We start from the raw sequence: 14,469 nt of genomic DNA on the forward strand, positions 1-14,469 counted from the left end.
CGCCTCCAAACCGGTCTCTTCCAATATCGACATGATGGCGGCGGCCATGTCGTCCCCCTCGAATTGGCGCGCGGACAGGTTCACGGCGACCGGGACGCAGGGCAATCCGGCCTGCTGCCAAGCCTTGTTCTGCGCGCAGGCGCTACGCAGCACCCACTCGCCGAGGGACTCGATCAAGCCGGTTTCTTCCGCCAGGGGAATGAACTCCAGCGGCGGAATCAGGCCCCGCTCCGGATGTTGCCAGCGCACCAGCGCCTCCATGCCGATAATCCTGCCGCTCCTGATGTCGAACTGCGGCTGGTAATGCAAAAACAGCTCCTCGCCTTCCAGGGCCCGCCGTAGATCGCCTTCCAGCCGCAAGCGGGCCGATACGGCCAAATCCATGCCTTCTTCGTAGAAGCGGTAAGTATTGCCCCGCTCCTTGGCGCGGTACATGGCGATGTCGGCGTGCTTGACCAATACCACGCTGTCCGAACCGTCCACCGGGTAGACCGAGATGCCGATGCTGGCGCCCACATAGGTTTCGTAGCCCATGACGACAAAAGGCTTCGCCATGGCTTGGCAAATTTTCTGCGACACCTCGGCCGCCACTTGCGGCGAGCCGATATTCTCCAGCAGCAAGGTGAATTCGTCGCCGCCGAAGCGCGCCACCAGGTCGCCTTTCCGCACGGTGTTTTGGATGCGCTCGGAAACGGCCTGCAACAGCCGGTCGCCGATTTCGTGCCCCAGCGTATCGTTGGTGAGCTTGAAGCGGTCCAGATCGAGAAATAGGATGGCGTGCATTTGCTGCTGCCGGCCTTCCTCGGAGCCGGACAGCAGGGTGTTGATTTTTTCCAGGAACAAAGCGCGGTTGGGCAGGCCGGTCAACAAATCGCCGTATGCCAGGCGGTTCAAGTGCTCCTCGGCGCGGCTCACGTCCAAAAGGCGCGCCACACGCTGCCGCAGCACGGCGAAATGCACCGGCTTGGGCACGTAATCGGTGGCGCCGGCGGAAAACGCCTGATCGATGGAGCCCTCGTCGTCCAGCGAGGTGACGATGATGATAGGAGTCTGAAGCGCTTCGGGACGCTGCCGCAAGCGGGCGCAGACGGTGAAGCCGTCCATTTCCGGCATCATCGCGTCCAACAGCAGCAGATCCGGCATTTGCCGCTCGCACAAAGCCAGCGCCTGGGCCCCCGAGCTGGCCTGCTCGATGCGGTAGCCGTCTTTTTGCAGCAAATCGTGCAGGGTGCAGCGCATCGCCCTATCGTCATCGGCAATAAGCACCAAGGGTGCGCCGGGCTTATGGGCCTGGCCCAGCAACCGCTCCGCATCCTGGGCCACCTCCCGCCGCAATGCGGCGGTCACGCACTCGTACTCCACGAACAAAGAGCCAAGGAGCTCGTCGCTGCCCTGGGTCGTACCGCTGCGGCCCAAGGACTCCAACTGCCTGGCGATGTCGCCGAAACGATTGGCGCCCAAATTCATGGCCGCGCCTTTCAAGCCGTGGGCGATGTCGCATAAGGCCGAGGCGTCCCCGGACTCGACCGCGCGGCCCAAGGCTTCGAGCTGATCCGGGGTATCTTCGAAAAACACCTGCGCCATGCGGCTGAAACCGTCGCCGATCTCCTCGCGCAAACGCCGCACGGTTTGCTCGTCCAGCGGCCTCCGCTCATCGCCTTGGCGCGACGGCGGCGCATCGCCGGTCGCGGCGGCGGGGCTCTCCTGCCGATCCCCCAGCCACTGCTGGAGCTTGTCCTTCAACGCGCTCAACTTGAGCGGCTTGGCGAGGTAATCGTCCATGCCGGCGGCCAGGCAACGGTCGCTGTCGCCCTTCTGCGTATTGGCCGTCATGGCGACGATGATCGGTTGCGCCACCGTTCCCGCCAGCGCGCGAATTCGCCCGGTCGCTTCGAACCCGTCCATCACCGGCATGTGGCAGTCCATCAAAACCAAGTCGTAGTCGAAGCGGCCGATTTTCTCCACGGCTTCCAGTCCGGTCCCGGCGACGTCGATACGGCAGCCGAGCCGCTCCAGCATGCCGATGGCGACCTCCTGGCTGGCGCGGTTGTCCTCCACAACGAGAATCCTTTTCCCCGGATACGCGGCCGAAGGCGGCTGCGCGGCGGCGGGCGCCGCCACGATCTCCTTGCCGGCCGGCAACAGCAGATGCCCGTAAAGCTGCGACGCGCGCACCGGCTTTTCCAGGCGGCCCGCCACGTTGGACAAGCCCGAGTCGTCGATCTTGTCCTGGGTCCTATCCACCAACAAAATGACCTTGCTCTGAACCAGGGCCAAGTCTTGCGCCATGACGCGAACCAAGGCCAGGCCGGACTCGCCCAACGCCGCGAGATCGACGATGACGAAGCGGTACACCTCGCCCTTGGCGGCGGCGGCGCGCAATTGCTCCAGGGCGTCGGGCCCTTGCTCGACGGTGTGATGGGGCATGTCCTTGCGGGCCAGCATTTGCGACAAGAATTGCCTGGTTTTTTCGTCGCCGGTGACGATCAGTATCCGTGCGGCGGCCGCGGGCTTGCTCGACGCGGCAAGCGCCGGCGTCCCTATGGGCCGGTCGAAGGGCAGGGTGAACCAAAATCGGCTGCCGACGGTGGGCTCGCTTTCCACGCCGATGTCGCCGCCCATCAGAGCCACCAGTTGGCGGCATATGGCCAACCCCAAGCCGGTTCCCTCGTAACGCCGCGTGCTCGAACCGTCGGCCTGGACGAAGGCCTCGAAAATGTCTTTTTTCACGTCCGCGGCAATGCCGATACCGGTATCGACGACATCGAAACGCAATAAGCTGCGATTGCCCGTTACCGCCACGGGCGAGACGCGAACGCCGATGCTGCCTTTTTCGGTGAACTTGATGGCGTTGCCGACCAGGTTGATCAGAACTTGGCGCAGCCGGGAAGCCTCGCCGCGCAAGGACACCGGCACGTCGTCGGCGATCTCGTAGCTCAAGTCCAATTGCTTGCGTCGCGCTTGGCCGTCCAGCAGGCCCATGACGTCGTCGAGCAAATCGTGCAAGACGAAATCCGACGGATACAGCTTCATCATGCCCGCTTCGATGCGGGAAAAGTCCAAAATATCCTCGATCAGCTTCAACAGCGAATCGCCGGCGCCGCGCGCCACGTCCACGTATTCCGCCTGCTTGGCGGTCAGCCCCATGTCGCGCAGCAATTCCAGCATGCCCAGCACGGCGTTGAGCGGCGTGCGCAACTCGTGGCTGACGTTGGCGGCGAATTCACCCTTGAGGCGGGCCGATTCCAACGCGGCGTCACGCGCTTTTTCCAGTTGCTGCTCCCGCGTTTCCAATACCCCCATCATGGTATTGAAGGCGATCTCCATATTGATGATGTCTTTCGCCCCCCGGACATCGGCCCTCACTCGCTTTTCGCCGGCGGAAGCGCGATCCATGGTTTGGGCCAGCTGTTGCAACGGGGTGGTGAGCCGTTTGGTGATGCCCAGCAAGATCAAGAGAAAAACGCTGGCGAACGCGATGGCCACCACCAGGTTGGTATGCAGAATGCTGCGTTCCATGGCCAGCAGCGTGTCTTTGCCCATGACCAGACGCACAAAACCCAACAATTGGGCGCTTTTCGCGTCGCTGGCGAACGGAAGGGCCTCTTCGCTAACGTCCCGGTGCGAATAAACCGGCGCAACGAAGTACCAAGCCTCGGGGGTTTCCAATTCCAGTTGCAGCGCATCCGGCCACGCCGCGTCATCCGGTGGTTTCGCTTCGGCGCTGGCGCCTTGAGCGAACAGCAATCGGCGGCCGGTGTCGTACACGGCGACGCCCTGCACGCTAGGGAAGCCGAGTATGGCCTTGGCCGGCTCTTTCGCGTTATCCGCGCTGGCGTACAACAACGCCAGCGTCGACTGGCCGGCGAAAGTCTCCGTCGCCTGTCTGCCTTGTTCGATCAACTTGTCGCGCACGATGCGGCTGGACAGATTGGAGATGGCGATGGACGAAACCAGCGTCAGACAGAAAATGCCCCCGGCGAACGTCATCGCCAGCAGCTGCCGGAAGCTTAAGTGGGGCATGGAAAATCGGGGGAATAGCTTCATGATGGTCAGGGTGCCGGAAAAACCAGATCGAATTGACGCCGGTCCTGGCTATCAAAACGCAATCCCAAATGCTCCGCCGTGCGGAGATTGACGGCGAAAAGCAAGTCCTTCAGCGGCTCGATATCGGTGTCGCCGGACACGCCGCCCTGCAACCGCTTGCGCGCCATCGCCGCAAGGCTGCGCCCCATGCCGGCGTTGTCGGGATACAAGGAGAACAGCGCGCCTTTCCTGACGTGGTCGGGATTGCTGGAAAACACCACCAGATTATTGTCCCACGCCTCGGTCAATATCAGCGGCAACAAGGCGCGCTCGTCCATGGCCGCGTCGTCCTGCAACAACCAAAGCGCGCCGCCGCCGCCCCGCGTTTCGTCCAACACGGTGCGGTAGAGCGCCGCGGAACTGCGCAGGTCCTCGGCGGGAAGCGCGTTGAGGGTCAAGCCCCGCTCCCTGGCGGCCTTGCGGGCCTGCTCGATTTCCCAGGTCTTCGACTTCGGGTCGTAGACCACTGACACGCGCTTGATTTCCGGCGCCAGCCTTCTCAACCGGTCAAACAGCGCATCGGGAGCCGGCGCCAGCGTAATGCCCGCCAGCCCCCGGTTCTCCGCGTCCGGCGAAACAAACGTGGCGCCCACCACCACGGGCAGCGTGTCCGCCAGTTTTCTCGCCGCCAGCAGGCCGCTGCGTCCCAAGGTAATGGCGACCTCGACCCGCTCCTGGGCCAGTTGGGATTTCAAGGCGCTGTCGTCGTTCGTGAGCGCATAAGATTTGACCGGGCTTCTCAGGCCGGCTTCGATACCCTCGACGATTTCCAGAAACACCCCGCGAAAAGGTTCGCGCAGTTCGGGATAAAGCACCGCCACCGATGGCGCATCGGCTTGCGACCATTGAGGAACGGCCATCATCGCCAACGCCCATAGGACGATCGAAGCGCGGACCCGTCGTGCGAAACCGGCCTTCAACATGCCCTCCATTGGCGTCCTAACGCTGCGGCAACCGGCATATGCTCACGTCCCATCCTTGATTGTCCTTACCTGTGATCCCAACGCGGTTACCGTTGCTCGCGGCGATTCCAGCAACCGCTCCCGGCATCGGCGACTGCTCCATCGCGAACACGCCGGCCCAGGGTCGTCACGCCGAAAACATTAGCCATTCTCGCCCCCGTGGCTAAACGCCCGGCGACGGCGAGTTGGCCTCGCTATAAAGCGGCAATCCGCGAATGCTGTAGCCGCCGTCCACATCGATAACCGCACCGGTGATCATATTCGCCGCGGCCGAAACCAAGTAGGCCGCAACGCCGGCGACGTCGCCGGGATACCCCACCTTTTCCAGGGCGTGGTAATTTTTGTAATAGTCGTAGCTTCGGTCGATGAACGCTTGATCCCGGCCTAATTTAACGAACGCCTCGGTGCGAATGAATCCAGGGTTGATGGCGTTGACCCGAATGCCGTCCCGCGCCCACTCGGCCGCCAATACCTTGGTCATCTGCACGATCGCCCCCTTCACCACGCCGTAAATCGGCAGGCCCAGCAAATGCCGGTTCACCACCACGGACGCGATGTTGACGATGCTGCCGCGGCTGCGCTGCAAATGGGGATAAGCCAGGGTCGACAACAAAAACGTATGGTTGATGTTGGCGGTGAAAGCCGAGTGAATTTGTTGCCGTGACAGCTTGTCCGGCGGCGTGGTGGCGTGGGGCGCCAACGCGTTGTTGACCAGCACGTCCAGACGGCCGAAAGCGTCGACGGTCCTTTCGACCAACGGCTCCAAATCCGCTTCGTTTTCCAGCGAAAAAGCCAATCCCAGCGCCCGCCCGCCGCGAGCCTCGATCTCGCCCGCCACTTGACGAGCATATTGCTCGTCGCGGCTGGTGACGACCACGGCGTAGCCCTGTTCGGCCAGGACCTCGGCGATAGCACGGCCGATGCCTTTGCTGCTGGCGGTAACTATTGCTACTTGCAGGGCGGAGCGCTCGAACATTGCTTCAGTTCCTCAATAACTTCCCGCGAATAAAGAACAGCCACTTCTCCCACAAGAATGCAGGCCTTGAAGCGTCATGTGTCGATCTTTCTCGCCTGGGGTATTCCTTGCAAAGACGTCAGGGCTTCTGGCCACAAATCACGCTCCAGTTATTCGATGTCGGCAACACCTTAATATTAATAAAACCCGCCTCACGCAAAACGTCAGTTAACTCTTTACCTGAGTACTGTCGTCCTTCCGTCCACAACAACATGGATACGCTGGCCGATGCAGCCCGAAACGGCCCCGTCTTATCGTCATTGTACAGAACCTCATGAATAATTATTTTCCCACCGGAGGGAAGGCTATCGAAACTTTTCCTCGTCAAAAATCGACATTTTTCGATGGGCCAATCATGATAAATTTGCGAATAGAAATGAACGTCTGCGATTGGATACTGAGAGTCCCAAAGGCTGCCAGGAATAGAACTCATCCGTGCTTCAAGCCGATATTTTTTAATAAATTCGTCGGCAACTTCACACACAGGAGCAATATCAAAGACAATCGCGTGAAGATTTTGCCACCGCCGTAGCGCACCAATGGCATGAGCGCCTGAACCTCCGCCGACGTCAAGCAGACATCGGTTTTGTGACAGATCCACCTGAGACGGCCAAATTAGGGCCGGCGTCATGCTGATACTGTGCATTCCTCGAGTAAAGCGCTGTGCGCGCTCAACCTGCTCTTCATGAGACTTAAATACGTCCTCGCCCCCATACGTTTGCGAAGAGTTTGTTAGCACCGCTTGCTTCAAAGCTTTAGGGGAAGTAACAAAATCATTTTCCGAGATGAGATCCAGCATGGAGCCAAGATATGTTGGACTAGACTCTAAAAGATAATCCTCAGCCAGCGTAGTTAGCATATAAGCCTCGCCCTCCCGCCTAATTATACCGAGAGCCAAGTTAGCAATAAGTATCGCCTCAGCCGGCCTCTCGGCAATGTTAAGCGCCGAAGATATCTCGGGAAGGGTGCTGGGCCTGGAGTGCAGCAAAGGGAAGAGCTTTAAGTCATGAGCCACAACCAACGCAGGATATCCGAGCATACCGGAAATTATCCCCCACAAAATACTATCGTCGACTCGCGGTCTGAGCGGGTCGTCGAATGCGCTTAAGCTAGGCTCTGTCTCGCTATGCATTTTTTTACGTTAAATAGTTGTTCAAATCAGAAATAGGATGCCGCCGACTAAAAGTTAAAACGAACCTCCCCGAAAAAACTTCTCCCGGCCAAAGGCAGGTCGTTGGGGATAGCTGCTGCATTTTTTCCGGCAAGGCTCGGCTCGCGCGCATTCACGTCGAACAAATTACGCACGGAAAACGCCACTTCCCAATGCTCCGCCAGCTGCTTGCGCCGTAACGTCATGTCCACCCAGGTGTAATCGCCAACCGCCGGACGATTGTCGCCGTCGGTACGGCCCCGGCCGATGATCCACTTGGCTTGCGGGGTGAAATGCCAGTTAGGCATGACTTCCCACTGTGCTCGCAGATAAACTTGGTGATGCGGCGCATAGCCAGCGTCGTGATTGAGCGCCTCATCCTGGGATTTTTGGAACGCATAGTTGCCCAAAAGCTTCAGGGTGTCCGCAGCCTGCCACTCCGCCTCGAACTCCGTACCGTAACCGGTTTGCACGCCGGTATTCTGCGCCGTAGAGGAGGGCGCACCGATATCGGGTACGAAGCGGATAATATCCTTCCACCAATAATTAAAAATATTAAGCCCCAACCGCAGCTTATCGCGTGGCCGATAATCAAATGCCAACTCTATAGTATCCATGGTCTCAGGCTTGAGACTGGGATTACCCAACTGCGCAGGATTATTTATAATATACATTTCCGCAAAAGACGGCGCGCGAAAAGCACTGCCATACATCAGCTTCGTAGTCAAATCATAACGGGTTTCCCAAACCAAGGCCACGCGAGGATTTACGGTGTTACCAAAGTCGGAATAATTATCGTAACGAGCCCCCGTAGTCAGCGACCAATCATTGGCAAACTTCCATTCATCCTGCAAAAAAGCAAAGAAATTTTTTCGATCCGCGGTGCGAATGAAAGCTGCCGAAGTATCTGTGGTATTCACCAAAGAAAAATCGGAAACCAAAGGGATTGCATAACCCGTTGTTGGATCGAGGCCGAAATTCTGGCTTGCTTGAGCTTTATATAAAGTCCCATAGTTGAAACCAACACCACTGCGCACCGAATGATCGGCGAACCCTGTATAAATGGCTGAGGAGTTGAACCTAGCATGACGTTCAAATACTTCGGGATTACCAATGTACCCTTGAGGGAAGGTAACCAAACCTAAAGCAGGAGAACCAATCTGGCCGTTGGCTGCAATGGGCAGCCTGGCGCCGGCCGGAAACAGCGTCAAGTCCCGTTCGACTTCTTGCGAAGTATCGAAATAACTCAGCTGCGCTTTGACGTTCCAATCCTCGGCGAAGTTGGGATTGTCGTAGTTCAAATCCACGTTCCAACGATCACTGGCATAGCGGTTGACGGGATCCAAAGCCTGGGCTATTCCCGCTCCATTGCCCTTGTTGCCTCGATTCTGCAAACCGGCATGAAAACGCCAGTGTTCCCGGGACAGCTCCAGGCGAGCGTCGACGTTTTGCCGCTGCAAATTGACGGGGCCGGGCGCAAGGGACGCATGCGTGCCGAACTGGTGGTCGAAAGCCGTCTGGGCATCGGCGTTAATAATGCCTTTCTGGCCTTGCGTATCGTGGTACTCCACTATGGCGGCAACGTCGAAGCCAGCCCACTCGCCGCCGTGCAGCCCCCAGCCGTCGTAGGTATCAAAACTCCCGACGCGGCCGCCCACCTCGGTGCCGTTGATATCCTGCTTGCTCTTGGTGATGATGTTGATAACGCCGGCAAAGGCGTCGGCGCCGTATACCGCCGAGCCAGGCCCCCGCACAACCTCGATCCGGGAAATAGCCTGCACCGGCATGCCGCCCCATACGCGGTTCCTATCTCCCAAAAACAAATTGGAGATGGAAACGCCGTTGATCAGCACCAACACTTGCGGATTATTGTTGGAATAAACGCCGCGAATGGTATAGATAGGGTTGTAACCCGTCGTGCTGGTTGCAACATGCAGACCAGGCACCGTTTCAAGGACCTCGTCCAAATCCGTTGCGCCCATAGCTTTAATGTCTTCAGCCGTAATCACGGAAGCCACTGCCGGCGCTTTGCCAACGGGCTGTTTCGTTCCCGTGGCAATACTAATCATTTCCTGATTTCCATAGATTTTAAGCAAAGCTTTCTCGTCTTCGCTCAACTCTTCGGCGATAACCTGTCCACTCGGCCAAAGCAGCAACAGGGCGACGATGCGAATTACGATAGCCATGCACGACTTCCCCACATACTTTGTTTTCTATACAGCCACGTTTAAGGCCAACGTTTCAAGAAAATCAAACACTTTCCCATACGCGTCGCGGCGCACCACAATAAGCCAGGCGCTTGCAAGACAAAGGAAATAGGGTTCCTTCAGGTTTTTGCATAGCGTCGACATGACAAGCCGTCATGCCGGCTGAGAAACTTAACGCCATAAAGCGATAATACTCATGCGGCGTAAGCCCCTGATCCGCCGCTAACGCCGCGAGCACAATAGCGATGTTCATATGCAGCGGCTTCGGCCGGGCTAAAAGAATCTCTTCGACGGCAAAGGCGAGGCCGACATAAACGCCGTCGGAAAAGCCCAAGGTTGCCGCAAACGTCAAAAGAGGGACGATACGCTCGTCTTGATCCGTCACTGGCCTGCCATATCCGTATATTCGCTTATGCTTTTCCAACTCAAGCGCAACAACGCGTTTCAAATCGACGCCCTGATCCAGTTGCTGCTTGGCACGCAATAGAAAATCAATGGCTCGGATACCGGGTCTCCGCCCATAGAGGGACGCCTCGGAAACGGCGTTGGCGGCCCCCAGCGCCAACAAGGCCGTGCTCCTGGCGGTTCCCGCCAATGCGGCGACGCGGTTGTTCCATAAGCGGGGATCGGGATAGCTGGTGCACAGCACCCACATGGCGTCGAACAAACGGATTTGCTTTTCGTCCGGGACGCGTCCGGTGATGCCGTAGAGCAGCAATCCCATCCACGGCAAATCGCCCAGCTCGCGAAATAAGTCTTTGCCGCGAAATACCACCCGCTCGGCCGGAAACCACGCTCCCATATCGGTAACCCAGTTGTCCTCGTTTTCCAGCAGTTTGGTTGGACCTTGCATAGACCTAATCCCTCGTTAATTTTGCAGGGATTCTAGCCCTGTCTTTTATGCCGAGTCTCAGATTTCGCCGACCGGACCGGGGTCGTTGGTCAGGCGTAGCCCGTTGGCGAAAAACGGGAAGCGCCGCCAGCCGTATTCGCGCTGCTCCAGGGCATGCACCGCGGCGCCCGGCAGGCGCAGCAACAGATAGAGCATCTCCGCCTGGTCGGCGTCCAAGCCCAGGTCGTGCATGGCCGCGGCGGCCACGCCGCTCATGGCTAGTGGACAGCCGGCCGACGCTTCCAGCGACTCCCGGTGCGTTTGCAGCCAGCCCAGCGCGCCGGCGGCATGGCAACGCGCCAGCGCGTCCAGGGTCTGGCGTACCGGCGTGGCGCAGCTGGCGCCGTGCGGATCGAAACCGGGCGGGTGCTCCATGGCGGGCCAGATATCGGCCCGCTCCTCTTGGGCGGGATGCCGTAACGCATCCCGCCACTTCGTCGAGTCTTGTCCGCAAGCCTGCCAGCACGCCACGGCCAGCGCGACCTCATGGGCGCCGCCGTACTGGCCGGCCCCCACCGCCAAAGCCGCCATCAGGCAGGAGGCGTGGGTTGAACCGCCCACGCCGCCGCTCATGGCGGCATGGACGCTGGCCTCGCGCGGCCCCGGGTTGGCCAAGGCCACTGCCAGCGTTTCCAGCAGGGCGGCTTGAAACGGTTCGGGCCTTTCCCTCTTGAACAGCAGATACAGGTATTCGACCCAGCTCGCTTTGCCCAGCAGGTCGCCGTACACGTCGTAACCGGAGCAATAACAAGCGGCGGCGGCAAACGGATTGTCTGCCTCCGGGGTTTCCTCCCAAATTCGGCTATGGATCACTTCGCGGGATTCGTTCATGCGGGGCGGCCCTGATTATTCTTTTCTGAAATCGTAACACGCATGGGAAAACGCCAAGCACGCCGGCATTCGGCGAAATATTCCGGCGTCCGGATCACGCGACACCTCCCGGCTCCGATCCCCCCAATACGTTCATGCGCGTGGCGATGGGCGGAACTTCCTCCGGATCGACATGCACATCCAACAAAGTGGGCCCGGAACGCTCGCACATGGCGTCGATGTCCAGCGCATCGAAGTCTTGCGGCGAACGAATGGTGTAGCCCTGGGCGCCCATGGCTTGGGCCATCGCCGCATAATCGACTTCCGGCAGTTCGAATCCGATGGCTTCGGCGCCCGCAAGGCGCTGGCCGTGCTTAACCATGCCCAAGGCCGCGTCGTTAAGCACCACAAAAATAACCGGTAGTTTCTCTTGCACCGCCACGGTCAGTTCCTGGCCGCTCATCAGCAGGCTGCCGTCGCCGGTAATGGACACGACCGGCGTCGCGCGGCAGCCCAGCGCCGTGCCGACCGCCGCGCCGATGGCCCACCCCATGGAGGCGAACTCGAGATAGGCGCGGAAATTTCCCACGCAGCAATCCCGTTGGCCGGTGACGCGCCGCCCCGGCGGATGCAAATAGTGGATGGCCCACGCTTGGCTGTTGCCGGTATCCGCTAAAAACCGGGTCTTCAGTGGAAAACGCTTGGCAAGCTCCCGCATCAGCCGCTGGGGCTTTATCGGGGTGGCGTCGGAGCGATAGGCGGCTTCGTCGTCCAATTGAAACGGCAGGGCGAGCGGCGTGACGACGCCGGACGGCGCAGCATCCTCTTTTCTGCCGGCGACGGCCTCCCCGAAAGGCCGGTCTTGCCGCACGCGCTCCAACAAGTAGCGAACTACGGTCAGCAGGTGCCCGCGCACGTGCATTCTCGCCATGGGCGAATGGGTCAGGTGCTCTTCGTTGTTGTCGACGTGGATCAACCGGCTATTGAGCAAGGCGTCGGAGTCCCAGCCATTGCTGGCCCATTCGCCCAAGTTGGTGCCGATGGCGAGAATCGTATCGACGTCCCGATCCAACAGCGCCATTCTGGCGCTTTCATGCCCGCCGAACCCGATGACGCCCCGAAACAAGGGATGGTGCGCATCGATCAAGCCTTTGCCGTGCGGCGCGGCGACGATTTGGGCGCCCAACGCCAGCGCCAATTCCAACACGCTGCCGATGGCGTCCTTGCATCCCGACCCGATCATCAGGACGACTTTCCTGGCCTGGGTCAGGTGTCCGTATAACGCGTCGGTCGCCGCCGCGTCGAACAAAGTGGGCTGCGTCAGCAACGCCGCCAAGTCGAAACAAGGAGTGTCCTTAGGCGCCGGGACGGCCAGTATGTCTTTGGGAATGCTCAAATGAACCGGACCGGCGGGCGAGCGGAAAGCGGCCATCACGGCGCTGGCCAGCTTATGTTCGAACTGGTCCGGATGGGAAATCAACGTGTTGTAGCGCGTGCAGAACTGGAACATCCCCACCGTATTGACGCCGGTACAGGACGACTCTTGAAACGCATCCTTGCCGAAGTGGGACAACGCCGTCTGCGCCGTGATCACCAGCATGGGAACCTGGTTCTCATAGGCGGAGGCCACGCCGGTAATCAGGTTGGTGGCGCCGGGACCTGTGGTGGCGCAGCACACGCCCAGCTTGCCGGTCTCGCGGAAATAGCCGTCCGCCATGAAAGCGGCGCCGGCTTCGTGCCGGGCGACCACGGACCGGGGGCCGCCCCGGCGCTGGCTTCTGGCCAAGGCATTGTATAGCTCTTCGATGGCCCCGCCCGGCACGCCAAAAACGAATTCCACCGACAATTGTTGGAGATAATCGACCAGCAGGTCGGCTAAGCGCGTGACTAGACGCGCTTGCGGCTCGGGCGAAGCGGCATCGAAATCCGCCGGCGGCGGCTTGCCTATTACGCTATCCATTTTCATCCTTACCACCGTTTTACGAAAAAATCGTATTTACCGCTCATGCGGTTCCATCGGTCGTTGTTGTTGCCGCGGTTGGCCGCCGGCAGCGTTAATTTAGTCGACGCATCCCCAATAGTGGAATCTCGCGGCAATGGCCCGCGCCGGCCGGAAAAAATCGCGGGAAATCCCGCCGGCCTTCGCGGGGCTGATCGGCGCGACCATGGCCGGCGTTTTACCGCGAGGGGCTTTATTAGCGGGGGAGATGCCGGGCGCATCGCGGCCGCCGCGAAACGGCGTCGGCTCGGCGCCAGCCGGGCTTCGCCCCTGCGCCATTGCGGCGCGGACTCGAACAACCGGCGAAAGCGGAGCGATGTGGCGAATTGCAGCCATGGAGGATCGACTTTATAAGGGTTTGCGTTTTTCTTATATACCCGAACGCTTCCTTGCCCTTACTATCCCTATGGTTATCGTAACCTACCTTGATGGGGATCGGGGCAACTATAACAGCAGCCCACCCCTTAATGCCCGCTGAAAATCATCGTGGGCGACAACCGCGCCGATCGACTCAGGGAGAATGGGCCCACAACAGCACCCGCACCGGCACCTCCAGCGGTAGCGCCAGCAAGGCGGCCGCTTTCAAACTGGCCGCGCCTTCGATATCGAGGGCCGCGGCGCCGGTCTCGTCGCGAACCTGGTAGCGGCCGCTTTTCAGCTTGCCCTGGTAGATGCGCCGGTCGCCGGCCCCATACACATTAAAACCGTCCGCCTTGATTTTCACCCGCAGCTGTTTGTCGCCGGCGGCATCGTATAGCTTGCAAGCCTCTTCTCCCTCCTCGGCGCCGCACTTCACGCGCCAGCGGAACACGCCGGCGGCGTCGTACAACTTGCCCTCCTCGGCCGTCCTGGTTTTCAACCGATAGACCGTGGCCCCGTCCCGGTCGAGCATGCGCCACTCCTCGCCGCCACCGGCCAGTTCCAGGGGCGGCGCGCCCGCCGCGTCCACCAGCCATCGCCCGCCGCTGCGGCGTATGGAAAAAGCGCTGGAACCGCTGACGCCGATCGTCGCCCCGTCGGCCGGAACCGCTGGCAGCAGCTCCGCCGCGGGAGCATCGGCCGACGGCTGCCCGCCGTCGTCGGCGACCGGCGGCGACGCGGACGATGCCGGCGGGGCAGCGTCGGGCGCGGTGGCCTCGACCTGGGCGCCGACGAACAAAATCAGCCCGGAGGCGACCACCCAGCCCAACCAGAGATAACCGGGCAAGGCCAGATAGCGGCGCATGGCTTGGGGCAACTGGCGCGTGGGATTGAAGCGGTTGATCAGCTTGCGCAGCACGACGGTCCCTCCTCAAAAGCGAAGCTTGGCGGCTAGGCCGCGATTTCAACGGCGAACCGCGGTATATTC

Annotated in this window: 9 protein-coding genes and 1 pseudogene; all 10 read right to left on the reverse strand. The window is 60.2% G+C overall.

Annotated features, from left to right (window positions below):
* Positions 1 to 18: 18 nt before the first annotated feature.
* Positions 19 to 4,047: pseudogene (locus K5607_RS16475) on the reverse strand (response regulator); the annotation flags it as partial.
* 5 nt (positions 4,048 to 4,052) lie between these two features.
* On the reverse strand, positions 4,053 to 4,949 hold the full coding sequence (locus K5607_RS16480) for an ABC transporter substrate binding protein (RefSeq protein WP_246598902.1): 897 nt from the start codon (positions 4,947 to 4,949) through the stop codon (positions 4,053 to 4,055).
* Between the two features lie 262 nt (positions 4,950 to 5,211).
* Positions 5,212 to 6,024: an SDR family NAD(P)-dependent oxidoreductase gene (locus K5607_RS16485; RefSeq protein ID WP_054773589.1), complete on the reverse strand. Its 813-nt coding sequence runs from the start codon at positions 6,022 to 6,024 to the stop codon at positions 5,212 to 5,214.
* Between the two features lie 118 nt (positions 6,025 to 6,142).
* Positions 6,143 to 6,862 (reverse strand): methyltransferase, encoded by a 720-nt coding sequence (locus K5607_RS16490; RefSeq protein ID WP_246598903.1) that lies wholly within the window; start codon positions 6,860 to 6,862, stop codon positions 6,143 to 6,145.
* Between the two features lie 380 nt (positions 6,863 to 7,242).
* Positions 7,243 to 9,399, reverse strand: a complete 2,157-nt coding sequence (locus tag K5607_RS16495; RefSeq protein WP_054773587.1) for a TonB-dependent receptor plug domain-containing protein — start codon at positions 9,397 to 9,399, stop codon at positions 7,243 to 7,245.
* 64 nt (positions 9,400 to 9,463) lie between these two features.
* Positions 9,464 to 10,273 carry a citrate/2-methylcitrate synthase gene (locus K5607_RS16500; RefSeq protein WP_054773586.1) on the reverse strand — a complete coding sequence of 270 codons (810 nt, stop codon included), beginning with the start codon at positions 10,271 to 10,273 and terminating at the stop codon, positions 9,464 to 9,466.
* Between the two features lie 57 nt (positions 10,274 to 10,330).
* A complete protein-coding gene (locus K5607_RS16505; protein WP_221047656.1) occupies positions 10,331 to 11,143 on the reverse strand; it encodes a citryl-CoA lyase in 813 nt (270 codons plus the stop codon).
* Positions 11,144 to 11,237: 94 nt separating this feature from the next.
* Positions 11,238 to 13,082 (reverse strand): thiamine pyrophosphate-binding protein, encoded by a 1,845-nt coding sequence (locus K5607_RS16510; RefSeq protein WP_221047657.1) that lies wholly within the window; start codon positions 13,080 to 13,082, stop codon positions 11,238 to 11,240.
* A 99-nt stretch (positions 13,083 to 13,181) separates the two neighbouring features.
* Positions 13,182 to 13,457, reverse strand: coding sequence for a hypothetical protein (locus tag K5607_RS16515; protein ID WP_221047658.1), 276 nt, complete (start codon positions 13,455 to 13,457; stop codon positions 13,182 to 13,184).
* A gap of 175 nt (positions 13,458 to 13,632) precedes the next feature.
* Positions 13,633 to 14,400, reverse strand: a complete 768-nt coding sequence (locus tag K5607_RS16520) for a hypothetical protein (protein WP_221047659.1) — start codon at positions 14,398 to 14,400, stop codon at positions 13,633 to 13,635.
* Positions 14,401 to 14,469 lie beyond the last annotated feature (69 nt).

It is taken from the genome of Methylogaea oryzae, from assembly GCF_019669985.1.
GTDB lineage: Bacteria > Pseudomonadota > Gammaproteobacteria > Methylococcales > Methylococcaceae > Methylogaea > Methylogaea oryzae.